Here is a 22,564-nt window from a genome sequence, read left to right as displayed (position 1 = left end):
CCTGATCGTGTAAGCCGCCGGCGGGAAGGGCTAGTCGCCCTGGCGCGTCGCGGCGTCGCTTTCCTGGATCTGAACAAACTGGGGCTCGATCACCTGCGGTCGGGCTGCCTGCGTGTCGCGGGTGTTCTTTTGTACCGCGATGGCACCAAACAGCGCGAGCGCGAAGGACATCCCATAGAATCCCTTCTCGCTCAAGGCCAGGGTGGCGTTGAACAGCCCCACGCAAAGCAGCAGCACGGACAGGATCACTGACACCCAGCTCAAGCCGTAGTAGATGCCGGTCACCGGAATGCCTTCCAGCCGGTCGCGCACGCTCTTCTGGACAGAAACCGCGGCGAACAGGCCGTAGACCAGTACCGTAAAGTAGTAGCCACGCTCATTGAGCTGCATGTCGGCGTTGAAGAGTCCCACCAGGAAGGCGAGAAAGCCTGCAAGAAGTGCGGACCACGAAGCGGCGACGAAGGCGAAGGATGGCTGTTGAGATTGCTGGTTCATGAATGGTTGCATTGATAGTTGCGTTGGAGGTGCGTTGGTGGAGCGTTGGTGGTTGATGTTTAGGGGCTGTTTCAAAATGAAGCGAAGCGGTYCTGGCCAGGCGCGCGGCCGCAGACAGTACAAGTGGATCGGCCAAGGCCGCGCAACGACGCCAGAAGCTTTTTGAAATGGCCGCTTAGGTACCGTGTAGCGGTTTGTTAGGCGTGGGCTGGGTCGGGTCTCGGGACGCTTTTTTTCGCTGTTTGGCCAGCAACGACTCCCAGACGGTCGGCCATACGCTGGCAAGACGCTCTCCGAAGGACTGGTCTGGCGTGCTCCGCTCAAATGCGGATCGCACGTCGGGATGGCTATCGAAATCCGCGCCATACAGGTAGCTGTACTGGCAATACAACAGGCGGTCGGCCGGCTCCTCCAGGCCCCATTGGATCGCACGCAGATAGCGTGCCTCGAACGCCTCGAAGCGCGGCAAGTAGGCCCCATCCCCGTTGACGTCACCGTTTTCAATGAGCGCCGCGAGAAGCTGGTCCGCCTCGCAATGCGTGGTGATCAAGTCGACCTGTTCCTGACTAAGCGGGATCTTGACGGGACCCACCACGGTTTGGGTGCCATCCAGCAGGCCGTCGATGCGCTGCCAATCCTCCGCATAGCCGCGGTACTTCCATTGCTGGATCGGTTTCATCAGTTCTTCTGTGATGTCCTTGCCCCAGACCTCCAGCACAAAGGCCAGATTGCGTGGATCGAAATACCGGACCAGGGCGGTCATCCCGTCGCCGATGTCGGCCAGCAGGAAGGATTGCAGGTGTACGGCCAGCTCGCCGATGCCGGCGCGGCTCCATATCAGCGTCAGGCAGGGGGCAAGGTGATCCAGCCTGTCGAGCGTTGACAGCCATTGCGCCTTCGCGTTGTCAATGCGGGCCAGGAATAGCGAGGCGTTTCCCGCGGCTTCCTCGGGTAGGCCGGCGTAGACATTGCGAATATCCGGCGCCCCCTGGAGGGCATCCCGGATAGGAAGGGGATGCTGCGCGCCGTCGACCAGCGCATAGATATGAATCGGGTTGCTCTCTTCGGTCATGATGGGTCTCCATCGGCTAGCGTGGCACCAGCGCTGTGTTTCGTGCGGCAGCTTTCAGCAGGCATTCAATGCAGACCTGCTTTGGCTTGAGGTCGACCGGGATACTGCTCGGCCCGGTCATGTTCTTGCTCGCGGCATGCACGATCCAGGCGCCGTCGGTGCCGTGTTCGATCCGCCCGCCGATCAGCTTGATATAGCTGCCGCCCCCATCGAGCAGCAACTCTTCCTTAGCCTTGATGACGATGCGGTTAGCGGTGGCGGTGATTTCCAGCATGGCCAGCAGGTGGATGGAGTTCTTCAGCGCCTGCACGTCGATGTCGCCGACGGCCGCGACAAAGCGCATGCCGGCTTCGTAGACAAAGACACGCCACGCCTTGCGGATGCTGGCGAGGAACCCGCCGCCCGTGGTCACCGACATGTGCTCGCCGGCGGTGATGGCAACGTGGGTTCCGCTTTGCAGATGTGTCAGCCCTGGCGTGGCCGTGGCAATGCCGACCGGGCTGGTGAGCGCCAGGTGCGGCGCGGTGAATTCCTTGAGTGGCCCGTCGCCCTTGAGCGCCATATGCTGCTGGGCTATGGCCCTGGCCACCGCCTTTTGCTCGCCGTCCTGTGCCCCGGCCGTCTGCGCCGCTTCGGCCAGTTGTTCGGTCTGGCTCTCGGCGTGCTGCAGCGCGTCGACCATGTCACCCATGCTCATGGCATAGTCGCCGCCAGATGATCGCTTGTGGGTCGTCAGCAACATGCCCATGGCACTGCGCAGCGCGCCCCAGGCGTCGGTGCGCAATTCGAAGCCTTCGCCGCGCTTGCCTTTGCGGCCGGTAAAGTCGTGAATGCTGACGTTGTGGCCCAGTGCCAGCTCGGAGGCCTGGTAGTCCGAGCCGATCTGCACCTGCGGCTCGCCGGCCGTGTCGTCGGCCAGCATCTTGTTGTGCCGCCCGCCGCCTTTGCCATTGCCGCCGGTCAACTCCTGACTGCGAAAGCCGGAGATGGCTTGCTGGCCGGGTAGCTCCCACGGTGGCAGATTGAGCCGGTTTGGCACACGGTTGGTGACGATCAGGCAATCCGGGTCACCGTGCAGCCCCTCGACCAGCACCTCCTGTCCAATCCGGGGAACATGGGTGGAGCCGAAGCGATCGCCAGACCAGGCATTGGAGACGCGCACCCAGCAAGAGCTATGCTCGTCGTTGCTGCCGTACATGTCATAGGGCAGTTGGATCTTGATGCGCCCGTACTGGTCGGTGTGAATTTCGTGGCCGCTCGGGCCAACCACCGTTGCGGAAATGGGGCCTTGCGTGCATGGTTTCTTCTGGGTGCGTACCGGGCGGAAGACCTCACTGGTAGGCTGGACCTCGAACTCGACCTCGCAGCGCCATGATTGCCTCTGCCCCGAGGCCTGCGGGACCTCCTCGATCAAAAGCCTGGTCGCGTAGGCGAGGTATTCGCAGTTGGCGTCAAGCATCAGATACTTGGCCAGGGTGAACGTGCATCCCGGCACCACACCGCGCAGGTTGCCCTTGCCGCGGCCACGTAGCCCATGCTGGCGCAACGCTTCCATCCGGATGCGGGCAATGAGCACGCCCTCCTCCCATGGGTCATTGTCGGTGGAGGGCTGGGCATGGTCGCCCGGATACTCATAGATTTCCTGCGTAGAGTGCGCGGTGTCGCGCGGATCTCCGGCGGCTACCGTGAGGTCCGCCCGCGTCTTCACGAAATCGTAATCGTTGCTGCGCCACTTTCCGGCCACCAGACGATCGATGACCTCGAAGTCATAGATATGCTCTTCATCGACGCGGTCCGCTGAGTGGTGCCATCGAATCGTGTGGTAGGCGGGACTGGTGAATTTGCGGAAGGCGCCGTTACCGTCGGTGAGCACGAGACGGTGGTGCCCATCGGAATGCTCGTGAAACCACGAAATCCCCCATTCCTGGGTCAGCCGCTGGAAGTAGTCGAAATCCGTCTCGCCGAACTGCTGCTGGAACACGCGCTTCGGGTACTGCGCTACGTTCAGGCGCATCTCCACTGGAAAGATGTACTTGGACAGTAGTTGGTCCAGGATCTCGACGACGGTGAGGTTCTGATAGATCTTGAAGCCGGCGTTCAGTGTGGCCAGCCACAACCATGGCCGCAGCGTCAGTCGATAGATGAGATGGCGATCGGCCTGGATGGGACCACGCACCTCTGTCACCAGCCCGGTGATTTCACGCTTGCCGGCCCCGACGCCACCATCGAGGCCCATCCCGCTGCCATCGAGTTCGATCTCGACGGTCAGCTCCCGGCCCTCCAGTGCTTTCTTGTCGAGGTCGGCTGCCGGCCCAAAGGATGCGTTGCGCGCATCGGGCGTTCTGAGTTCAAGCTGATACTCGAACAGGCCATTCAGGCCATCGGTGCCAGTGAGGCGCGAGAAGACCAGCACGGGCTCGCCCAGCACCTGCGGCAGGCTTGCTCCTTTTACAGTGACCGTCCGGTTGGAGAGGAATGGCAGGTTGTCGCGAATACCCATGCGGGGTGGCCTCCTGGCAGTAAGGATTGCCGCAAGGTGACCGCGATACAGACAAGACACTCGTTGCGGGGAGAACGCGATCTTATACGCAAAGAGTTTCTCATGATTGTTAACTAATTAAAATAATTGGGTAAATTCAGATTTTTCTTACTATTCCTAGTCATCATTCCTAATTCATAACTCCTGTTCCTATGTGTTACACCGTCTTTCCCGGAGCGTAATAAAATGGCCGCGCCGGTTCTGAGATTTCGAAAAATTACGGTAGATAAATTGTGTATCACAGAGAACAAAAATATTCACATCAAATTAGGACAAGTCCGATTGATCAAGTTTAATCATTGCGGGAAAATGGGGGGCAATTTTTCACATTGTCAATCTTGTTGGGCAATCCGCCCAAGTTAAACCTCAGAAAGCCTTGTAGGCGGCATGTCGATGAAGCTTGTGGCGAGACGGACGTGGCTTAGCGCGATCCGGTCGCCTGCGATGGGTACGTGTTGCAATCAAGTGCAAGGTCTCATTCAGAGCAGCCTTGGCCCAGCGCAAGCCGAGCAGCGCCGCTGACAGGACAGGTTTGAAGGCGGTGATGGCGCAGGAACGGTTGATCCGATGGTTCGGATCAACCGTTCCTGCGCGGCGCCAAGGCAGCAGAGGGCGTGGAGGTAGTCGCTCAGGATTTTGGCACCGAAGTCCTGCTTGGCGGCCATCTGTAAGAGGCCGGACAGGTGTTCGAGTGCCATGCGGTGTTTGAGACGTTTAAACCCTCCTCCAGGTGTCAGCGCCGGTGATAGAGATCGCGAAAGGTGGCAGCCGGATAGCGGTGCATGTCGAGCGGATTGGTGATGAGCACGCGCACCTTACCGGCTGGCGAGATCCGCCGGATCAGCCGGACGGTCTGCGGGGTAGCCGCGGTCGAGCAAGAGCAAGTCGTCGGATCCTCTATTGGCCGCCGCCCTGCTTGCGCAAAAAGCCTGCGCAAGCAGGGCGGCGGCAGCTCAGATCTCCCTGCCTGTCAATAACTTGCGTCGATCAATGGCGGCTTTTGAGGCTTAACTTGGGTGGAGGCCTGCCGATKGGGCTCCCGGGATGGCATAACCATCTGCAAAACCATTCGTTCCCGGCCTGAGTGCCCACCGCTATTGTCTCGCCATCCAACCCTTAGCGAGACTCCCCATGCGTATCCCTTCGCCGCTGTTCAAGGCTGCCTTGACGCTGCTCACCGGCCTCACCGCGCTTGCTTCGAGCCCCGCCATGGCGGACCGCCTCGATGACATCAGGAAGGCCGGCGTGCTCCGCGTGGGCGTGTTCGATGCGAACCCGCCGTTCGGCTTTGTCGAGGCGGGCAGCGCCACGCCGGTGGGCCTCGATGTGGACTACGCCGCCGAGATCGCCAAACGGCTGGGCGTGAAGCCGGAGTTCCGCGCTACCAATCCGGCTAACCGCATTCCGCTGCTGGCTTCGCAGAAGGTGGATATCGTTGCCGCGAACTTCACCATTACGGATGAGCGCCGCCAGCAGATCGGCTTCTCTACCCCGTATTTCGCCAGCGGCCTGCAGTTTATCGCGAAGAAGGGCACGCTCAGGCAGCCGGATGACCTCAGGGCGTGGCGCCTGGGCGTGGATAAGGGCACCACGCAGGAGACCACGCTGCGGCAGAAGTATCCGGACGCGCGCGTGATCGCTTATGACGACTCCCCGCTGGCGCTGACCGCGCTGCGCAGCGGCGCGATCCAGGCATTCGCGCAGGACGGGGCGAAGCTGGGTGCCCTGCTGGCTACGCTGCCGAACAAGGATCAGTTCGAGATTTCTTCGTTCACGCTGACGCGCGAATACATGGGCGTGGGCATTCCCAAGGGCGAGGACCGCCTGACGGCCGAGATCGACCGCATCCTGGCGGACCTGGAGAAGAATGGCACCGCCGCGCGCATCTATGACAAGTGGTTCGGCCCGAAGAGCGCGGCGCCGCTGGCGCGCGATTTCACGATTGGCAGCGCGGTGAAATGAGCGCGTTGCCTCTTGCCGACGGGCAACGCTAGCCGTGGGGATGCAAGCCATCCTGCTGCAGCCGCTGCCTGCCAGGTACGTCGGCTGGATTGCCGCCGGCTTCGGCCTGACGGTAGCGCTGTCTCTCGCGGTGTTCGTGCTCGGCTGCGTGCTTGCCGCATTCTGGCTGGCGCTCGCGCGTAGCCCGCTGGCGCCGCTGCGCGTGGCAGCGCGCGGCGCGGTTGGCTTCCTGCGCCGCACGCCATTGCTGGTGCAGTTGTTCTTCTGGTATTTCGGTGCGGCACAACTGCTCGGCGAGGACGCGATCGGCGTTCTCTACAGCTGGCGGGGCATCCACCTGGGTGGCTTGCACCTGCCCGCGCCTTCGCTCGAAGCGCTCGCCAGCCTGGTTGGCATCGGCCTCTATGCCAGCGCCTTCTATGCGCGTGAGCTGGAGGCGGGGCTGGCCAATGTGCCCGCGGGCCAAAGCGCGGCAGCGCTGGCGCTGGGCTTCACGCCCGCCGCCGCGTTCTGGCGCGTGGTGCTGCCGCAGGCGCTGCGTATTGCCGCGCGCCCGATGGCGGGGCAGTTCTGCCAGACCATCAAGAACACTTCGCTGGCGATGGCGATCGGCTTTGCCGAGATGTCCTACGCCGCGCGGCAGGTGGAGACGGACAGCCTGATGACTTTCCAGGCGTTTGGCCTGGCCACCTTGCTATACATGGCGCTGATTCTGCTGTTGCAGGCGGCCGCGCCGCTGCTGCTGCGGTGGCTGGGATGGACGGAGGCGGCACGTGCCTGATCACGCGATCTCCGGCTGGGCCGTGGTGCTCGGGCAGTTGCCTTACCTGCTCTCGGGCGCCTTTCCGGACGGCCCCTTGGCGGGCGCCGCGCTGACCTTGTGGATGGCGGTGCTGGCCTGCGCCGGTGCCACCGTGCTGGGCATCGGCGTTGCCGTGCTGCTGGACCAGGCGCCAGCGCCGCTGGCGCGCGCGATACGTGCGCTGCTGGCCGGCCTGCGGGCGATCCCCGTGCTGATGCTGATCTTCTGGGCTTACTTCCTGCTGCCGATGCTGGCCGGCGTCCATGTGGGCGAGGTGCAGACCGTGGTGCTGGCGCTCGCACTGATCGGCGCGGCCTACATCGCGCAGGTGATGGAAGCCGGCTTCGCCGCGATCGGGCAGGGCCAGCGCAATGCGGCGCTGGCGCTCGGGATGACGCCGTTGCAGGCGCTGTGGCTGGTGGTGCTGCCGCGCACGCTGCGCGCCATGCTGCCGTCGCTGGGCAATGTCTGGGTGTCGCTGGCCAAGGATACGTCGCTGGCCTATATCGTGGGCGTGGTGGAATTGTCTACCGTGGCGACGCAGGTCAACGGGCGCAGCGTGGGGTATGCGGCGCAGGTGTTTGCCGCGGTGGCGCTGCTTTACTTCTTCATCTGCGTGGGGATTGAAAGCGTGGCGGTGCTGCTGCTTGCCGCCACGCGGAGCCGGCAGCGCCGGCCCCTGTGGCGCTACGTAACGCTTACTGCCTTTCGCCTTGCGCGTACACCCGCTCGCCCGCCACCCACGTCTGCGTCACGCGGGTCTTCCAGATCTCGGCCGGCGCCACCTTGAACAGGTCCTGGTCGACCAGGATGAAGTCGGCCCACTTGCCCGGCTCCAGCGACCCCAGCGTCTTCTCCTGGTGCTCCGCGTAGGCGGCGTCCAGTGTGAAGGCGCGAAAGGCCTGGGTCAGCGTCATGGCCTCTTCCGGATGCCAGCCCTTGATCGGGCGTCCTTCGTGGTCGGTACGCGTCACCGCCGCGTGCAGGCCGTAGAAAGGGTTGGCCGATTCCACCGGGAAGTCCGAGCCGCCGGCGATCACGGTGCCTTGCTTGAGCATGGTCTGCCAGGCGTAGGCGCCCTTGATGCGTTCCTTGCCGATGCGGTCTTCCGCCATGTTCATGTCGCTGGTGGCATGGGTGGGCTGCATCGAGGCGATCAGGTCGAGCTGCTTGAAGCGCGGGATGTCGGGCAGCGCCACCACTTGCGCGTGCTCGATGCGGTTGCGCAGTTCGCGGCCGCCGACTTCCTTGTAGGCGACTTCGATCGCGTCCAGCACCTGGTGGTTGGTGGCGTCGCCGATGGCGTGGACGTTGACTTGGTAGCCGGCCTTGATGGCCATCTTGACGCTGGCCTGCATGGCGGCGTCGCTCATGAACAGCAGGCCGCTGTGCACGTGGTCGTCGGAGTACGGCGCCATCAGCGCGGCGCCTCGGCTGCCCAGCGCGCCATCGCCGTACAGCTTGACCGCGCGCAGGTAGTAGCGGTCGTTGCCGTAGCCGGAGAGCGGGCCCTTGGCGGAGAGCGCCTTGAAGTCGTCGCCGGTGTCGCGGATCATGCCGTAGATGCGCGTGGTCAGCTTGCCCTGGTCGGCGAACTCGCGGTAGATACGGTCTTCCTGCGCGGTCACGCCGGCGTCGCCCGCGCCGGTCAGGCCGAGCGCGTTCATGTGCGCCAGCGCGGCGGCCAGCGCGGCGCGGCGGTCGTCGTCGGAATACGGCGGGATCACGTTGTTGACCAGCGCCATCGCCTTGTCGACCAGCACGCCGGTGGGGTTGCCGCTGGCGTCGCGCTCGATGCGCCCGCCTGCCGGGTCCTTGGTGTCGCGCGTGATGCCGGCGGCCTGCATGGCCTTGGTGTTGAGCCAGGCGGCGTGGCCGTCCACGCGCACCAGGCGCACCGGGCGGTCCGATACGGCGGCGTCCAGCTCAGCCGCCGTGGGGAAGCGGCCCAGCTTCCAGTTGACCTGGTTCCAGCCGTAGCCGAGCAGCCATTTGCGCTGCGGATTCTTGTCGCCGTAGGCGCGGATCATGCCTTGTGCTTCAGCCAGGTCCTTGGTGCCCGACAGCGAGATCTCGGTGGTCTTGAAGCCCAGGCGGAACACGTGGCCGTGGGCGTCGATCAGGCCCGGCAGCAGGGTCTTGCCCTGCCCGTCGATGCGCTTGGCCTGCGGGTATTGCGCGCGCAGCGCGGCGGCGTCGCCGGTGGCCAGCACCTTGCCCTGGTCGAACACCAGGCCGGTGAAGCTGGCGACCTGGTCGTTCTTCAGGGTGTAGCCCTGCACGGACTCGATCAGGGTGGGCGCGGCGTGCGCGGACAGGGCGGTGCCGGCGGCCAGGGCCAGCAGGCTCTTGCGGATCGCGTGTTTCAAATCAACTCTCCTTGTTGTTGTGGTACAGCGCTTTGGTTTTCTTATTTGCTCTCAGGATTGACTGCTTGCTGCGGACTGCTCTTTATTCGCCCGTCGCCGTGGCGGGAAAGGCGGCGCCGCCTGCCTCGCTGCGCGCCGGCGGCAGCGGCGGGAATTTCATGTCGGCATAGCGCACGAAACGCGTCTTGCGCAAGATGCGGTAGCCCAGCCAGATCAGCAGGAAGATGGGGATGCCGACATAGGTGGCGGTCACTGCCACCCAGTCGATCTTGCCGTCCATGAAAGCCTGGTAGTTCTGCCCCAGCGTGACGATCAGGCACAGCGCGAACGCGAAGATCGGGCCGTACGGGAAGAAGGGCGAGCGATAGGGCAGGCGCGACAGGTCCAGGCCCTGCACGACGAAGCCGCGGCGGAAGCGGTAGTGGCTGATGGCAATGCCGAGCCAGGCGATAAAGCCCGTCATGCCCGACAGGTTGAGCAGCCACAGGTAGACCGACTTGCTCTCGAACATCGAGGTCAGGAAGCACAGCGCGCCCACCGCGGTGGTAGCCAGCAGCGCCGCCATCGGCACGCCGTTGCGCGTCAGGCGGGCGAAGAGGCGCGGCGCGCGGCCCTCGGTCGCCAGGTTGTAGAGCATGCGGGTGGAGGCGTACATGCCGGAGTTGCCGGCGGACAGCACCGCCGTCAGGATCACCGCGTTCATCACGCCGGCGGCGAATGCTAGTCCCGCATGGCGGAACACCAGCGTAAACGGGCTTACGCCAACCGTTTCCACATCGCTCTTGAGCAGGCTGGGATCGGTGTAGGGAATCAGGATGCCAATGATCAGGATCGCCAGCACATAGAACAGCAGGATGCGCCAGAACACCTGCCTCACGGCGCGCGGGATGTTCTTGGCGGGATCGGCCGATTCGCCGGCGGCCACGCCGATCAGCTCGGTCCCCTGGAAGGAAAAACCGGCGATCATGGCCACGCCGATCATCGCCGGCAGGCCGCCGACGAAGGGCGCGTCGCCCGCGGTCAGGTTCACCAGTCCCGCCGGCACCCCGCCCGTATCGCCGCGCAGGATGCCGAAGATCATCAGCACGCCAATGACGATAAAGGCGACCACCGTCACCACCTTGACCAGCGCGAACCAGTACTCGGCCTCGCCGAAGCCCCGCACGGAGATGGCGTTGAGCAGGAACATCAATCCGAGAAACAACGCGCTCCACAGCAAGCCGGGCGTGTCGGGGAACCAGTACTGCATCACCAGTTGCGCCGCCGCCAGCTCCACGGCGATGGTCACCGCCCAGTTGTACCAGTAGTTCCAGCCCAGCGCGAAGCCGAATCCTTCATCGACATACAGCGCGCCGTAGGTGGCGAACGAGCCCGACACCGGCATATACGCAGCCAGTTCGCCCAGGCTGGTCATCAGGAAATACACCATGGCCCCGATCAGCACATAGGCCACCAGCGCGCCGCCCGGCCCGGCTTGCGCGATGGTGGCGCCCGAGGCCACGAACAACCCCGTGCCGATCGAGCCGCCGATGGCGATCATGGTGAGATGGCGCGCGCGCAGGGTGCGGCGCAGGGCGGGCGGCGGAGCGTGGGGAGTGGATGGCTGGCGGGTCATAGAGAAGAAAAGGATTGGGGCGCCCGGGCCGGACGCGCCCGCATTCACCGGTGTCGTCCGCATCCGGCCGTGCCCGGCCTGGGCAAACGGGGATACATGGAATACATTCACCGGCCGGTACATTGGGCGGCATCATAAGAGAAAACGCCGCGTGGGGAAAGGCGGCGCGGCGCGTGCGGCCGGTTTTGCGTTCGTTGCACTGCGGCATGGCTAGAATCGAGGGTTTGCATCCTCGCGGTATTCGGACCGAACCTCATGAACCTGCCCTTCAACGACAGCTATCTCCTACACATCGCACTGAGCGCCGGCATCGTGCTGGCCGGCATGCTGGCCGTGAAGTTCATCAACCGCTTCTTCCAGGCCCGCCAGCAAGGGGACAAGGACAATCGCGGCAGCTATCGCACCTGGACCGTGGCCTCGCGCAACGCGGTTGCCGCGGTGGTGTTCCTGCTGCTGCTGGGTATCTGGGTGTCCGAACTCAAGAGCGTGGCGATCTCGCTGACCGCCTTCGCGGTGGCGCTGGTGATCGGTGGCAAGGAACTGGTGATGTGTTTCCTCGGCGCCTTCCTGCGCATGATGGCGCGCCCCTTCCAGCTTGGCGACATCGTGGAAATCGGCCCGCATTCGGGCGAAGTGGTGGACATGGATGCGCTGACCACCACGCTGGTGGAGATCGCCGGCGCGCGCCAGTTCACCGGCTCCACGGTGCAGATTCCCAACAGCATGTTGCTGACCGTGGCCGTGCGCAACCACTCGCAGTCCGGCAAGTACACGCTGGACACGCTGCGCATCCCGCTGCCCGAGAAAAGCGACCCGGACCGTGTCGAGGCCGACCTGATCGCGATCACCGAGCAAGTGTGCGCGCCGTTCCTGGCCGAGGCCCGGCACAGCCTGCAGGAATACGGCGGCTCGCGCTTTCTCGATCTCTCGCAGTTCGAGCCGCGCGTGATGTTCGAAGCCATGGCGGCGGACCGGCTCGATGTGCTGGTGCGGTTCCCGGTGCCGGTGGCCTCGAGGCTGTCGACCGCGCAGCAGATCCTGCGCAAGTACCACCAGCAACGGAACGCGACGCTGGCGTCGGCAATGGTGGCGGCCAGCGCCGAGCCCGCGCCTGCACAGCAGGACAAGGCGGCGCCGCATTCCTGATGCTTAAGCGTTTGGCCAGGGAGGGAACCGTTTTATGGCTTCACTGAACCGCGTTTCGGTTGTATGGTAGCCGTGCCGCCGCCCTTGCCGGGGACGGGAATCGTAGCGAACTGTGTCGAACGATATCGAACAACGAGGAGACCTATGAAAGCCGCTGTCCTGCATCATCCCAAGACCCCGCTTGTGATCGAAGACGTCGCCATCGGCAAGCCGGGGCCGCACGAGGTGCTGCTGCGTACGGCGGCGGTGGGCGTTTGCCATTCGGACCTGCATTTTCTCGACGGCGCCTATCCTTTTCCGATGCCGGTGGTGCTGGGCCATGAAGCCGCCGGGGTGGTGGAGCAGGTGGGCTCGGAAGTGCGCACGGTCAAGCCCGGCGATCATGTGATCACCTGCCTGTCGGCCTATTGCGGCCATTGCGAACACTGCCTGACGGGGCACCTGTCGCTGTGCGTCGAGCCGGACACCAGGCGCCGCGAAGGCGAGGAGCCGCGCCTGCTGGCCAAGGGCGCGCCGATGAACCAGTTCCTGAACCTGTCGGCGTTCGCCGAGCAGATGCTGATCCACGAGCACGCGCTGGTGGCGATCCGCCGCGAGATGCCGCTGGACCGCGCGGCGCTGATCGGCTGCGCCGTGACCACTGGCGTCGGCGCCGTGGTGCACACCGCGCGCGTGAGCCCCGGCGAAACCGTGGCGGTGATCGGCTGCGGCGGCATCGGCCTGGCGACCATCAACGGCGCCGCCATTGCCGGCGCCGGCCGCATCATCGCCATCGACCGCGTGCCCGGCAAGCTGGAGCTGGCCAGAAAATTCGGCGCAACCGATGTGATCAACGCCGCCGACGTGGACGCGGTGGAAGCCGTGCGCGAACTCACGCGCGGCGGCGTGCATCACGCTTTCGAAGCCATCGGCCTGAAGCAGACCGCCGAGCAGGCTTTCTCCATGCTGCGGCGCGGCGGCACCGCCACGGTGATCGGCATGATCGCGCCGGGCGTGAAGATCGAGATCAAGGGCACCGACTTCCTGGCTGAAAAGCGCATCCAGGGCTCGATGATGGGCTCCAACCGCTTCCCGGTGGATATGCCGCGCCTGGTGGATTTCTACCTGTCGGGCAAGCTCAAGCTGGACGAGCTGATCTCGCGCCGCATGCCGCTGGAAAACATCAACGAAGCGTTCGACGAACTGCGCCGGGGTGAACTGGCACGCTCGGTGATCATGTTCGAGCACTGAGCGCCGCAGGCGTGGCCCGGGCGTGCTCCGCCCAGGCCACCGTCGTCCCGTCCGCCACGGCATGCCGGCCGCGCCGCCGCAACGCTCTCCCACATCGCGACCACACACATCACCGCGCTGGTCTGGCCGCTCACCATCAGCCCGGTTGGCGCCGCCACGGCGCGCTGAATATTTTCGCCGAATGCCCCTGCGATTTCGGACTTATCCGATTCCCTGCACGATGAAGTCTCGTTAGACTTCGTCGGTCGGCACGCCCGCGTGTGCCGATCCACCTTTGCATAGTGGGTGACCCCCTCCTGCCCGCGCTCGCACCCCAGGCTGTTCTCCCCTTGACAGCCTGGGCTTTTTTTTGGGGTTTCTCACCAAGCTCCGGGGAAGGCCGCGCGAATCCTCACCGCATGGCAAGGAGACACCATGATGCTCACCGACCGTGGCATCGACCTGCCCGCGATACGCCAGCGACGAAGCGTATCCTCGTCGACGGCACGCATTTTAGTACTCGTCCTATTCTGAACGACCTGCAATTTCGATATCCTGATTGCTTCAGGACACCCTGTCGCCGGCATTTGCACCATTCCGCTGCAGACTATGGCCGTCGTAAGGCCGCGGGATGCAGACGGCAAGCGGCGCAGCGAAAATAGCCTCCATCTTTCAGCCCCAGGGACGATCAAGGTGACATCCGGAGCGAGCAATGCCATCGTGTTGCCCGCCTTGCCGGATCCGGCGGCTAAGGGAAACACCAACCCATGGCATGTCGGCCGCTCGTCGGCGTCGGCGGGGCAACCTCAACATTCCCCTGGCTGCAAAATACGTGAAGACCGAACCGACCATCAAGCCAGCCACGGTTAGCCCGCGCAGCACGATTACGTTCTCGTATCCGTAGCGTCGGCCGGTTTCGGTTCGGTCTGCCCCGCCGCCCCCGCTGACAACGACTTGAAGACATAAGGACTCTCAAATGAAGATGAAGATGAATGCCTCAAGAAAATGGCAATTGTGGCAGCTTGCCTTGAAGGGCAGCGGATACTGCGCGTTGGCCACCGTGTCCCTGGCAAGCCTGCCGCCGCAAAAGCAGGACATTGCCCAGAACATCGCAGCCAGGCTCTTGCCACGCGACCGATACTCCGACGTCAAGGCAGCGCTATTGGTCCATGTCACGCTGGAGTTGGGCGATAAGGTGGGCGATGAGGGCCGCCCGCAAGCCGCCGGCACAGCTGTGGGGCGAGCGCTGCACTACGTTTACGCGCCCTGGAGTCTGCAATTTGCCTATCGCCAGCTCAATCACACCGGCCCGGTACCTTTCTGATCCATCGCCGCGATGTTGATGGGGTGCGAACGCACAAGGTGCAACGAGTGGTGCGCTCATTCATCAGCTCATCGGGTGATAAAGTGCGCGCAAAATAATGGAAAATGCGGGGCGGCAATAGCGCGTATGGCGAACCGGAATGACCGGCCGCTGCCCGGTTATTCACTTCAGTCGCGCGAATACAGTCCATGCCGATGTGCGAACCGCGCACATCGATCGCCAAGCTTATCCGGGTCAGCCCAGAAATCCTTCTCCAGCGCATCAAGTTCCGTTGTGTCGAACGTCTCAAGGTTGGGCAGCAGTTCATTGCGGCGTCTGCGCTCCAGAGGCACAGCCTGTTGCCCAAAGAGCAACTCTTTGGCGCGCAGCAGGAGCGCCGGCGACTGGCTCGCCTCCATCTCCAGGAGGCCATCGAAAGCGCAATCGTAAAGTTCTCCGGCGCTGTTGGAGAAGAACTGATGGAATCCGCCGCCATAAACCTCGCCTATGAGGCAGATCACGGCGAAATATGTTCTCTCACGTGCCACAAGGGACTGAAATCCGCCACCTTCGCCGTGAACACGGCTGACCAGGTCGATCCGGTATTTCCGCTCGGCGCTCTCCTCGTATTGGCGCTCGAGTTGACGGCGCTTCCTGCCGTCGTCAATCTGTTGCCGATAGCCGCCTTTACACGGCATGCACAAGCCGCCGGTTCTCGCTGCGGTGTCTGCAAGAATGAATTCGCTGCAAGCTGTGCAAGGCAGTCGTTCGTTCATGGGAAAGCCTGAAGGTATTGAGTATGTATGCCACGCGGGAATAACCAACCGGCAATGGCGACATAAGGAATCACATAGGAAGGGCTCGCCGCCATTCCAAAGGCGGGCGCCGGGAAGGCGCCCGCCTCGCCTTGGCTCATTCAGGCCGCACAATGCGGCCGGATGTCTTCAGCGCTTCAGTACCAGCCCCTATTCATATTCCAGCCGGTGTACATCGTTTGCCACCAGGGGTTGACTACGGGCGCCTGCACGGCCCAGGTCTGCTGCACGGGCCAGACCTGCTGCATCGGCCAGACCTGCTGCGCCTGCCAGGCCTGCTGCCCGGGCCAGACCTGCACGGGCTTGGCTTGCTGCACGGGCTTGGCCGGCTCAACGGGCTTGGCCTGCTCTACCGGCTTGGTCGGTGCAACGGGCTTGGCCTGCTCCACCGGCTTGGCCGGTTCAACGGGCTTGGCCTGCTCCACCGGCTTGGCCGGTTCAACGGGCTTGACCTGCTCCACCGGCTTGGTCGGCTCAACGGGCTTGGCCTGCTCCACCGGCTTGGTCGGCTCAACGGGCTTGGCCTGCTCTACCGGCTTGGTCGGCTCAAYGGGCTTGGCCTGCTCTACCGGCTTCGCTGGTTCCACGGGCTTGGCCGGCTCCGTGGGCTTGACCTGCGCCACCAGCGGGGCCTGCTCAATGGTCCCGGAGTTGGAATAGATCATCGACTGCACCTTCACCTTGCCTTCCTTGGCGGACAAGCGGTCCACGTTGGCGAACGTGAGGCTGGAGACGTCAACGTTGCCGTGCTCGCTGGACAGCGTGCCTTCGTTCCTGCCGGTCGTTGTATTGACCGAAAGATTCTGGCTCGCGGTGATCTTGCCGGAGTTCGTAAACGTGGTCGCCTTCACCTTGGTGGTGCCGGTCACGCTGGCGAGCGTACCCTTGTTATTGGTGGCTGTGCCATCTACGTTGAGGTTCCCGGTGTTGGAGCGGATCACGCCATCGTTAATCAGGGTTGCCGCCTTTACCGAAAGGTCCCGCTCCGATTCCATCGTGCCGCCAGCGCCATTGCCCATGGTGGAAGTATCGGCCGACAGCGCGCCGCCGGCCTTGATGGTCTTCGTGTTCTGCAACGTGGCCGTGTTCAGCGTGATGTCACCGTCCGACGAGATGGTCCCGTCATTGGACAACACCGCCGACTTGAACTTGACGCCGGATTTGCCGCTGATTGCGCCGGCATTGTTCACGCTGTTCGAGCGGATATCGGTGGCGCCCGCCGCCAGCAGTTGCGCGCCGGCCCGTACGCTGATCTTGTCCTCGGTGGCCTTCTCGGCTACGACGAAGCCAGGCGCGACTTCGGTGCCGACCGTTTCGCCGCCGGCCTTGTCGTCGCTGACCTTCCCACCGCCCTGATCCGCCGTCGTGATGATCAGGCCGGTCTTCTCGATCTTCAGGTCGCCCGTGAGCGCCTGCACCTTGCCGGCGATGTTCACGCCGGCGCCACCTTCGGTGCTGCGCAGCGAAATGGCGTTCGCGTACATGCCGCCGAGCGCGGCCACGTCGATCGCGTGCACGGGCACGTGATCGGTCCCCTTGGTTTGCTCGGCATCGATACGGTCGCCGTCATAGGCGATATCGTTGCGGCCCGCCACGGCGCGGATCAGGTCCTTGGCACGGACCGCCGCGTCGATCTTCATGGAGCGCGACAGCAGGTCGACCTTGTCCACCGTGCTGGCATCGAACCCCCTGCCGGTGATGGCGATGTCGCCGCCGGCCACCGTGAAGCCGGACACGGAGCCGCCGCTGGTGAGCGTCGGCGTGCCCGTGGTCAGCGTGACGCGGGAGGCGTTCAGCACGCTGCCGCCATCGACGGAGATGCCGTTCGGGTTGGCGACGATCAGCGCGGCGCGCTGCCCGGCAATTTCCGTCGTGCCGTTCAGCATGGTGCGGGAGTTGCCGACCACCTCGTTCAGGATGACGCCGGCGGCGCCATTGGCGAGTGCGGCATTGCCCGCGACATTGCCGCCGATCTGCGTGGCGGCGCCGTTGGCGCTGTTGTTGAGCACCAGGCCATTGGCGCCCACGTTGTAGTTCTGGAACTGGTTGTGCGATACGCCGGCGGCGTTCGGCGCGTTGATCTGCACGAGCGGTACGCCGTTGGACGTCGAGCCGATAGCCGGACCGCCGGGCGCAGCGCTGATCTGCGCGGAAGCGACGGAGGCGTGCAGCGCGGGGGCGGCCAGCAACAGAGCGCGCAGCAGGGTGCTGCAGCGGGGCGCGCGGGTAATCATGGATGTCTTTTTCATCGTTTGGACCATGGTAAGTAAGGAGAGACGGCAGCCACCGGCATACGGAGATCCGTGCCGGGTTCGGTGCAGGCATGCCGGGTCAGGGCTTGGGAGATTCAGTGATGGCTGTGGTTGGCTTCCTCCTTCAGGTTGTGGATCAATTTCAATGCGGGATTCAGAGCGTGATGGATATCTGCACGGCCACGGTCGTCCGGGCGGCCTCGAACCCGGCGGGCTTGGCCACCGGCTTGCCGACCGACACGTCGTAGCCGAGCCTGCCGTATGCGCCCCGGACCCCGAGCGCGGCGCCAACGAGTGTTCGCCCGGCCAGTTCGCGCGTCACGCTGCCGCCCACGGCGCCCGTGTCGGCCGCGATATAGGCTTCCTGCCCGGTGCGCCCGATCGCCACCGCGATTTCATTGCGCAGCACCCATCCGCTTTGCCCCACCAGGGTGCGCGAGCCATCGAAGCCGCGCACGGTATACCGGCTGCCGATCGAAAGCATTTCGGTTGCTGGAATCGCATTCGGCGCGGCCTGCGCATTCACGCTGGCGCGATAGCCCAGGCGCTGCCCGCCGAGAGAGAAGGGCGCGTCGACGCTCGCGTTGGCGCTGAGGATGCTGTAGCGGCCGTTCCATTGCGTTCTTCCGCTCACATAGCCGCTGTTGGCCGACCACGCGGGAATGCTCCCGCGCAGGCCGAGCCCGCCAGTGAACGTCATGCGGCTCAAGCGTTGATAGTGGGAGTAGCTGAGGGTGTAGCCGGTGATGTCGCGCGTCTGCACACCGATCGGCCAATCGCTGAGCCAGACATCGTCCGATCGCCGCGACAGCTTGGCGCGCACCGTGCCCTTCATCGTGCCGGTACGGTAAGCCACGCGGCTGGCGCCCACCTCGAACGTGCGCGTGCGGCCCGTGTAGGGCAGGCCGCCGGCATTCGTGGCCACCGTCTGCAGGAAATCGTACTGGTTCGCGCCCAGCCAGAAGGAGCCATATCCATACGGCACCGTCCATTGCAGGCCCATCGAGCGGGAGCCGACGGCATGGTTGCCGAAGTGCGCGTCATTGTTGTAGGTAGCGATGAGCTGGTCGTACAGTCCCAGGGGTGAATCCACCACCAGTACGCCGCCGAGCTGGTTCTTGCCGGTCGCGTCGATGCCGGAGTTGTCGGCGGTGACGATGGCCCGCCAGCGGCGCACCTCGGGCGCATGGTGAATGGCGAGATCGGTCTGGCCAAATTCCTTGCCGGGCGATAGCTCCATCCGTACCGATGCGTCGCCGGCCACGGTGCGGATGTTCTCCAGTGTCTGGTCGAGATCGCGCAGGTTGAGCACATCGCCTTCGGCCATCGGCATCGCCGCCTGGCGGCGGCCCGGGGCGTCGCCGGTTTCGGCGATGCTGCCGATGCGGCCGGGCACGAGTTCGATCACCAGCGTGCCGGTGCGCACGTCTTGCTGGCCAATCAGCACTTGCGTGGTGAGGTAGCCGCGCTCGATAAGCTGGTAGCGCAGATGGTCGCGCAGGCGCGTGATCCCTTCGGATCCGATGCACACGTCCTGCACCTGCACGGCGCGCACGAGCCATGCGAACGCCTCGGCGTTCTTCCATTCAAGGCGCGAGATGCCGAAGCACGGCGACTCGGCGGGAAAGGCGAGTATCGCGTGCGGGGAAGTCTCGCCACCGGACAGGACGGGCGCCGCGGCCGCGGCGCGTGTGAGCGCCTCGTCGACCTGCTGCGCCTGTCGGCGTGTCGCTTCGCTGGTCTCGGCCGCCGCGTGCGGTGTCAGGGACTGTGCGATGCCGGGAGAGATCTGAAGCAGGAGCAGTGCTGCTGCGCCGCCGATCTTACGGAAGGATGTCATGCTGCCAATGCTGCGCGTCCATGTCTGGAACATGGACGCGGATCTGTTGCGGAAATGCCAGCCGCCGATGCCGAAGCCGCTTGGTGGGCCCGGTGGCAGTCGCTGTGTCTTGTGTGTTGTGTCGCTGCTGTCGTAAGCGAAGCAGGAATATTCTGAGTGTCCTAGGAAGAGAACACAATCGGACAAGTTAGAAAATGCGATGCAATGTAGGACGAAGACGAAGACGAGCATTTCGTCGTCGGCGTCTGGCGGGCAGCTCGATGGGGCCGCCGGGAACGACTCCGCCGATCTGATGAAGCCAGGTTGCAGAGGGCCGGGGCACGGCTGCCGGGACGGCCACGCGCGCGATCGCCACCAGTGGCGTCGCCGGAGCGCCATCTGTCGACCGCTGTCGCAATAAACTGTTGAAGCTGCGCAACCAGACGGATCAAGCGGGCCTGCCAGCCGATCCCTGTGCCACGGACTTTCGATAGCCAACGGGATTGGTGTAGTCGACATGGCGATACTTGGGCACTCGCGAACTCCAGGGCGCGTACAGATAGTGCAACGCGCGGCCGACGGCACTGCGTTCAGCTTCGGGGCGTTCTTCATCTCTTAGCTCCAATGTGACATGGACCAAAAGCGCGGTCTTGAGGGCGGAGTAGCGGTCGCGCGGCACGAGGCTGGCCGCTATGCCTTGCGCCATTGCCTGCATTTGTGGCGGCAGGCTTGCCAGGGACGCGGTAGCCAGCGCGCAGTACCCGCTGCCCTTCGATGCGAGCTGCCACAACTGCCATGTGTTCGACGAATGCATCTGAAAGTCCTTAAGTCGTTGTGAAGTTGTTGCGAACCGGAAATCGGAAATCGGGAGGGCGCGGCAGCGTGCCCGCCTGCCGCGCAATTACTGGTAGCTCATCGTGAACGTGGCGTAGCCTTTTGCCTCTCCGGGTGTCACAGTAGAGGCGGTCTGGATGTAGCGCGCCTTGAACGGGATCGTCACCGGGACATTGCCGAACTGCCCGATGAACCACTGGTTCGGATTGTTGCTCTGTGAGGAGTCGGGGCCATAACTGACCAGGCTGTTATCGGTGCCGCGCAGCACCTGAATGCCGACGCCCGTTGCTTTGGAGTCACGCGACAGGGACAGCAGGTTGCTTCGGTTCGACCAGTTGGTGCCGTCCGTCATCGTGAAATACATCCGCGTGGACGTTCCTTGAGTCCCCCCTGAGCACTGCAGCCGAATCTCGAACGGCTGCGCGTCGGTGGTCGTGCCAACGCCCTTGAACGCGCGGATCGGAATCTGGCCGAGCGGCACCGAGATGGACGGCGTCATCACCCTGCATGCGGGGATTTGCGGCCTGATGGGGAGCGAACCGTTGATGAAGACACGCCGGACGACGAAGCCGTGATCGGCCGCGGTAGTCGTGCCGATTTCCCCCGACATTGACCCGGCCACCGTGATCGGGCCGGTCTTGACCAGTTCCACCTTGAACTCCCCGCCTCCCACGAACGTGCTCGCGTTCTTTGGGAAATAGGGCTGTTGCGGCCACCATCCGGGCCATCCTCCTTGGATGCGCACACCGACACCGGGAATACCGGTGGCATAAGTATTAAAGGCCCCTGGAGCCCCTTTTCCCTCGTATTTGACCGTGCCAATCAGGGATGTACAGTTAAGGTCGCCACTGGGCCCGGTTGCCGTCCCCTCTTCGGAAAAAAGAACCGTCCCGTCTGGAACCGTGGGGTCAAACGAGGAGGGCGACCAGGCGGGGAGCCTGACCTCGAGATACTCGACAGGTCCGGCCCTGGTGACGAGCGTGCAGCTCGCCAGTGCCTCCGAAACAGGAAGGGCAAACGCTGCGGTGCAGCCAATTCCAAGTATTGCCCGGCGACACCGCACGGCGCTCTTCTGAACAACGCGTTGCTGTCGTGGCATCTTGATTCTCCTTATGACGTTTTGCTAACGGCCAGCCGGGAGGGCGGCCGGGCATGGCATGAAGTGCGAGGCAATCGGCTGGCGCTACTGGTACGAGAACGTAATCGTGCTGAGCGCACTCACGGTACCCGGCTTGATCGTCTCTTCCGTCTTGATATAGCGCGCTTCGAAGGGCACCTTGATGACACTAGCGGATGTCCCGGATTTACCGACCAGCCACTGATTGGTATTGCCTTTGGCCGATGAATCCGGCCCAAAATTCAATGGACTGGTCGTGCCTTGCTTCATGATTTGAATACCCAAGCCAGATGCCGTCGAATTCTTTGCAAGGCTAAGGACATTGCCGGTATTCGCGGGATTGGTCGCATCCGTCAACGTTGCATAGACACTGAGGTTCGCATCGCATTGGAGTCCCAACGAAAACGGCGTCGATTTGGCGGCAGAGACATCGCCTACCGCTTTCAGGCTATACGTCACCAACTGCGGCATAACGACCGTGTTGGTCGCGCCGGACGTGATCTTGCATGTTCTTGCCGTAACGGCAATGCTCAATGCGGCCATACTTGCCGCCGGCGTATTCGATACGACAGCTCCACCCAGCATGGCGCTGATGGTCAGGATGTTTTTAGCCGGGACACTATAGGTTCCCGTTTCGATAGCACCAGTTACGACGAGAGTCACCCGGTGGTAGTAACCCCAAGCGCCAGAGCCGGGGGGGCCGGGTGGAAGTACAGTTGGCCCAGATCCAATAGGGTCATAAGGCGTGTTGGCATTTTTCGTTTCCAGTGCATAACCTATTCCGGGAATTCCGGTTTCAAATACAGCAGCGCTGCCCCTCTCGCCTTTAAACGTCGCACCCGGAACCACTTTCCCGAGCGGCGTTACGATGATTTCATCGAAATTGCAATCGCTGGTTCTGCTGACACTGTGACCGGCGTATCCGGCAGTCGATGACGGAAACTGAATCCCCGAGGCTACCGAATCTCGAACAGTGCTGAGCGAGGGCGGAAGTTTTGCCTGTGCCTGACTGGTCGGTGTAGAGATCCAACAATCAGCAAACGCTGATTCAGAAAAAAACATGACGCCCAGGATTAGAGCGCGCGAAGTCATTTTAAATAGCATAATAAATCCCTTTGCCAGATGCGCGGTGGATCCACCAAAGTATTCCAATGCCAGCCGAACATCGGAATACGTCATCGGGTGCATGTTTCCATCTCACCGTGCGGGCCGCCT

General features: G+C 63.5%; 17 protein-coding genes. 6 read left to right on the top strand and 11 right to left on the bottom strand.

Annotation, left to right across the window (positions count from 1 at the left end; translation table 11 throughout):
• Positions 1-30: 30 nt before the first annotated feature.
• The 3 genes from yiaA to AC1DT6_RS19420 all read right to left on the bottom strand — a co-directional run bounded on the left by yiaA (position 31) and on the right by AC1DT6_RS19420 (position 4,067).
• Entirely contained in the window at positions 31-495 is a 465-nt protein-coding gene (gene yiaA / locus AC1DT6_RS19430; RefSeq protein WP_416051639.1) for an inner membrane protein YiaA, read from the bottom strand.
• Between the two features lie 175 nt (positions 496-670).
• On the bottom strand, positions 671-1,567 hold the full coding sequence (locus tag AC1DT6_RS19425) for a DUF4123 domain-containing protein (RefSeq protein ID WP_477111143.1): 897 nt from the start codon (positions 1,565-1,567) through the stop codon (positions 671-673).
• 16 nt (positions 1,568-1,583) lie between these two features.
• A complete protein-coding gene (locus tag AC1DT6_RS19420) occupies positions 1,584-4,067 on the bottom strand; it encodes a type VI secretion system Vgr family protein (RefSeq protein ID WP_477111144.1) in 2,484 nt (827 codons plus the stop codon).
• Between the two features lie 1,170 nt (positions 4,068-5,237).
• On the opposite strand from AC1DT6_RS19420, the gene AC1DT6_RS19415 reads away from it, so the two are divergent.
• Genes AC1DT6_RS19415 through AC1DT6_RS19405 form a run of 3 tightly spaced genes read left to right on the top strand, consistent with a single transcriptional unit; the run spans position 5,238 to position 7,660 of the window.
• On the top strand, positions 5,238-6,068 hold the full coding sequence (locus tag AC1DT6_RS19415; RefSeq protein WP_441634381.1) for an ABC transporter substrate-binding protein: 831 nt from the start codon (positions 5,238-5,240) through the stop codon (positions 6,066-6,068).
• A gap of 40 nt (positions 6,069-6,108) precedes the next feature.
• Complete coding sequence (locus AC1DT6_RS19410; protein ID WP_441634379.1) at positions 6,109-6,849, top strand: amino acid ABC transporter permease; 741 nt, start codon at positions 6,109-6,111, stop codon at positions 6,847-6,849.
• The gene (locus AC1DT6_RS19405) at positions 6,842-7,660 is read left to right on the top strand and encodes an amino acid ABC transporter permease (RefSeq protein WP_441634377.1); all 819 of its coding nucleotides are present in this window, start codon (positions 6,842-6,844) and stop codon (positions 7,658-7,660) included. Before AC1DT6_RS19410 ends, AC1DT6_RS19405 begins: the two co-directional genes overlap by 8 nt.
• On the opposite strand, the gene AC1DT6_RS19400 is transcribed toward AC1DT6_RS19405, so the two are convergent.
• Complete coding sequence (locus AC1DT6_RS19400; RefSeq protein ID WP_441634375.1) at positions 7,569-9,239, bottom strand: amidohydrolase; 1,671 nt, start codon at positions 9,237-9,239, stop codon at positions 7,569-7,571. The genes AC1DT6_RS19405 and AC1DT6_RS19400 overlap by 92 nt on opposite strands.
• 82 nt (positions 9,240-9,321) lie before the next feature.
• Positions 9,322-10,854 carry an amino acid permease gene (locus tag AC1DT6_RS19395; RefSeq protein WP_441634374.1) on the bottom strand — a complete coding sequence of 511 codons (1,533 nt, stop codon included), beginning with the start codon at positions 10,852-10,854 and terminating at the stop codon, positions 9,322-9,324.
• Between the two features lie 255 nt (positions 10,855-11,109).
• Between AC1DT6_RS19395 and AC1DT6_RS19390 the strand changes: the two genes are divergently transcribed.
• The 3 genes from AC1DT6_RS19390 to AC1DT6_RS19380 all read left to right on the top strand — a co-directional run bounded on the left by AC1DT6_RS19390 (position 11,110) and on the right by AC1DT6_RS19380 (position 14,533).
• Positions 11,110-12,000 carry a mechanosensitive ion channel family protein gene (locus AC1DT6_RS19390; RefSeq protein ID WP_441634372.1) on the top strand — a complete coding sequence of 297 codons (891 nt, stop codon included), beginning with the start codon at positions 11,110-11,112 and terminating at the stop codon, positions 11,998-12,000.
• Between the two features lie 144 nt (positions 12,001-12,144).
• On the top strand, positions 12,145-13,230 hold the full coding sequence (locus AC1DT6_RS19385; protein WP_441634370.1) for a Zn-dependent alcohol dehydrogenase: 1,086 nt from the start codon (positions 12,145-12,147) through the stop codon (positions 13,228-13,230).
• Between the two features lie 955 nt (positions 13,231-14,185).
• Positions 14,186-14,533 carry a hypothetical protein gene (locus AC1DT6_RS19380; protein WP_441634368.1) on the top strand — a complete coding sequence of 116 codons (348 nt, stop codon included), beginning with the start codon at positions 14,186-14,188 and terminating at the stop codon, positions 14,531-14,533.
• A gap of 167 nt (positions 14,534-14,700) precedes the next feature.
• On the opposite strand, the gene AC1DT6_RS19375 is transcribed toward AC1DT6_RS19380, so the two are convergent.
• From AC1DT6_RS19375 to AC1DT6_RS19350, 6 genes are all read right to left on the bottom strand, one after another.
• A complete protein-coding gene (locus AC1DT6_RS19375) occupies positions 14,701-15,288 on the bottom strand; it encodes a DMP19 family protein (RefSeq protein ID WP_441634366.1) in 588 nt (195 codons plus the stop codon).
• Between the two features lie 176 nt (positions 15,289-15,464).
• The gene (locus AC1DT6_RS19370; protein ID WP_477114815.1) at positions 15,465-17,576 is read right to left on the bottom strand and encodes a two-partner secretion domain-containing protein; all 2,112 of its coding nucleotides are present in this window, start codon (positions 17,574-17,576) and stop codon (positions 15,465-15,467) included.
• Positions 17,577-17,733: 157 nt separating this feature from the next.
• Positions 17,734-19,419: a ShlB/FhaC/HecB family hemolysin secretion/activation protein gene (locus tag AC1DT6_RS19365; protein WP_441634362.1), complete on the bottom strand. Its 1,686-nt coding sequence runs from the start codon at positions 19,417-19,419 to the stop codon at positions 17,734-17,736.
• 427 nt (positions 19,420-19,846) lie between these two features.
• The gene (locus AC1DT6_RS19360) at positions 19,847-20,212 is read right to left on the bottom strand and encodes a hypothetical protein (protein ID WP_441634360.1); all 366 of its coding nucleotides are present in this window, start codon (positions 20,210-20,212) and stop codon (positions 19,847-19,849) included.
• A gap of 87 nt (positions 20,213-20,299) precedes the next feature.
• A complete protein-coding gene (locus AC1DT6_RS19355; RefSeq protein WP_441634358.1) occupies positions 20,300-21,331 on the bottom strand; it encodes a fimbrial protein in 1,032 nt (343 codons plus the stop codon).
• Positions 21,332-21,415: 84 nt separating this feature from the next.
• Positions 21,416-22,528 (bottom strand): fimbrial protein, encoded by a 1,113-nt coding sequence (locus tag AC1DT6_RS19350; protein WP_441634356.1) that lies wholly within the window; start codon positions 22,526-22,528, stop codon positions 21,416-21,418.
• Between the last annotated feature and the right edge of the window lie 36 nt (positions 22,529-22,564).

Source organism: Cupriavidus sp. 01L45 (assembly GCF_056399885.1).
This window is presented reverse-complemented; position numbering and strand designations above follow the sequence as displayed.

Coding starts and splice junctions, on each gene's coding strand:
- AC1DT6_RS19360 (WP_441634360.1), bottom strand. CDS start 20,212: ATGCATTCGTCGAACACATGGCAGTTGTGGCAGCTCGCATCGAAGGGC.
- AC1DT6_RS19410 (WP_441634379.1), top strand. CDS start 6,109: ATGCAAGCCATCCTGCTGCAGCCGCTGCCTGCCAGGTACGTCGGCTGG.
- AC1DT6_RS19420 (WP_477111144.1), bottom strand. CDS start 4,067: ATGGGTATTCGCGACAACCTGCCATTCCTCTCCAACCGGACGGTCACT.
- yiaA (WP_416051639.1), bottom strand. CDS start 495: ATGAACCAGCAATCTCAACAGCCATCCTTCGCCTTCGTCGCCGCTTCG.
- AC1DT6_RS19375 (WP_441634366.1), bottom strand. CDS start 15,288: ATGAACGAACGACTGCCTTGCACAGCTTGCAGCGAATTCATTCTTGCA.
- AC1DT6_RS19380 (WP_441634368.1), top strand. CDS start 14,186: ATGAAGATGAAGATGAATGCCTCAAGAAAATGGCAATTGTGGCAGCTT.
- AC1DT6_RS19415 (WP_441634381.1), top strand. CDS start 5,238: ATGCGTATCCCTTCGCCGCTGTTCAAGGCTGCCTTGACGCTGCTCACC.
- AC1DT6_RS19390 (WP_441634372.1), top strand. CDS start 11,110: ATGAACCTGCCCTTCAACGACAGCTATCTCCTACACATCGCACTGAGC.
- AC1DT6_RS19395 (WP_441634374.1), bottom strand. CDS start 10,854: ATGACCCGCCAGCCATCCACTCCCCACGCTCCGCCGCCCGCCCTGCGC.
- AC1DT6_RS19385 (WP_441634370.1), top strand. CDS start 12,145: ATGAAAGCCGCTGTCCTGCATCATCCCAAGACCCCGCTTGTGATCGAA.
- AC1DT6_RS19365 (WP_441634362.1), bottom strand. CDS start 19,419: ATGACATCCTTCCGTAAGATCGGCGGCGCAGCAGCACTGCTCCTGCTT.
- AC1DT6_RS19355 (WP_441634358.1), bottom strand. CDS start 21,331: ATGCCACGACAGCAACGCGTTGTTCAGAAGAGCGCCGTGCGGTGTCGC.
- AC1DT6_RS19350 (WP_441634356.1), bottom strand. CDS start 22,528: ATGACGTATTCCGATGTTCGGCTGGCATTGGAATACTTTGGTGGATCC.
- AC1DT6_RS19425 (WP_477111143.1), bottom strand. CDS start 1,567: ATGACCGAAGAGAGCAACCCGATTCATATCTATGCGCTGGTCGACGGC.